The sequence below is a fragment of the Rickettsia sp. TH2014 genome (genome assembly GCF_019249195.1).
Taxonomy (GTDB): domain Bacteria; phylum Pseudomonadota; class Alphaproteobacteria; order Rickettsiales; family Rickettsiaceae; genus Rickettsia; species Rickettsia felis.
The window spans coordinates 1-1,431 of record NZ_MXAX01000027.1; the positions used below are offsets into that span (position 1 = coordinate 1).

A 1,431-nucleotide genomic window follows, 5' to 3' on the forward strand; every position below is an offset into this window, starting at 1 on the left:
AGGCATAACTGCAATATGGAGGCATGACCCGGGAATGACATAGTAACATTGCCCAATACAAAAAAACATGCACAAAAATTATCTAGAACAATTACAAAAATTACCGATTACTTTAATTTTACTAATTAGCTTAATTTGCTGCATTGGTTTTGTTGTGCTTTATTCTGCAGCGAATAGCAATTTGCAGCCTTGGGCTTACAAACAAATTATAAATTTTTGTATATTCTTGCCGTTAGCTATTGTTGTTGCGTTGATTGATTTGCGTATAATCTTCAGATTATCGTATATCTTCTATTTTTGTGTACTTGCTTTACTAGTAGCCGTGGAGCTTTTCGGTTTAACTGCCATGGGCGGAAAAAGATGGATTGATATCGGTATAGTTAAGCTTCAGCCTTCCGAACCGATAAAAATCGCCGTTGTATTAATGCTTGCTAGATATTTTCATTCACTCACAATCGATGATCTTACAAAATTTCACAAAGTTATCGTACCGATTATTGGAGTTTTAATACCGACTTTTCTAATAATTAGAGGACCGGATTTAGGTACGGGAATGATTGTTTTAATTGTTTCGGCAATTATATTTTTTGCAACGGGTTTTAGAATAAAATATTTTATAATACTAGGTCTTGCTGCTCTTATTAGTCTGCCTATTGCTTGGAATATGATGTATGATTATCAAAAAAAACGGGTAATGGTTTTTTTAGATTCCGAACATGATCCGCTCGGTGCTAGCTATAATATTATTCAGTCTAAAATCGCTATAGGTTCAGGTAGCTTATTTGGACGAGGTTTAAATCAAGGTAGCCAAAGTCATTTAGATTTTCTTCCTGAACATCAAACAGACTTTATCTTTGCTACTTTCGCTGAAGAATTCGGCTTTATAGGAGGAATGTTTTTACTAATATTATATTTTGCACTTATAACTATTTCTTTATTAATTGTCGCAAATTGCCGAGAGATTTTTAGTAAATTAATGGTAATAGGTATTACTTCGATTTTATTTAGTCACGTATTTATTAATATAGCTATGGTTATGGACTTGCTTCCCGTAGTAGGCGTACCACTACCATTTATTTCTTACGGCGGAACAATGATCGCATCCATGCTAATAGGCTTTGGACTTGTGATGAATGCTCAAGTACACGGACATACCACTTTAAACTAGTTCAATTATATTGATAAAATTGATAACATAAATTAATAATAAGTTGCACTTCACTTTCTTATTTATTGTGTAAAGCGAAATTTCCTATTGACTTTTATATAAAACAGTATAGATTTCTTTACAATTTAACTTTTATTAAAGAATTTATACTAAGCTATGTAAAAGAACAAAGAAGCTTAACAAGACAACAAAAAGAAGCTATAGGTTTATTATCTGTTGGTACATTTCTTGAATATTTTGACCTTATGCTTTATGTGCATATG

The 1,431-nt window shown here is 32.1% G+C and carries 1 protein-coding gene and 1 pseudogene; both read left to right on the forward strand.

Going from position 1 to position 1,431, the window contains the following annotated elements; translation table 11 throughout:
- Positions 1-67: 67 nt before the first annotated feature.
- Positions 68-1,168 (forward strand): rod shape-determining protein RodA, encoded by a 1,101-nt coding sequence (gene rodA / locus KYQ89_RS00320; protein WP_218459812.1) that lies wholly within the window; start codon positions 68-70, stop codon positions 1,166-1,168.
- A gap of 65 nt (positions 1,169-1,233) precedes the next feature.
- A pseudogene (locus KYQ89_RS07520) lies at positions 1,234-1,431 on the forward strand (hypothetical protein); the annotation flags it as partial.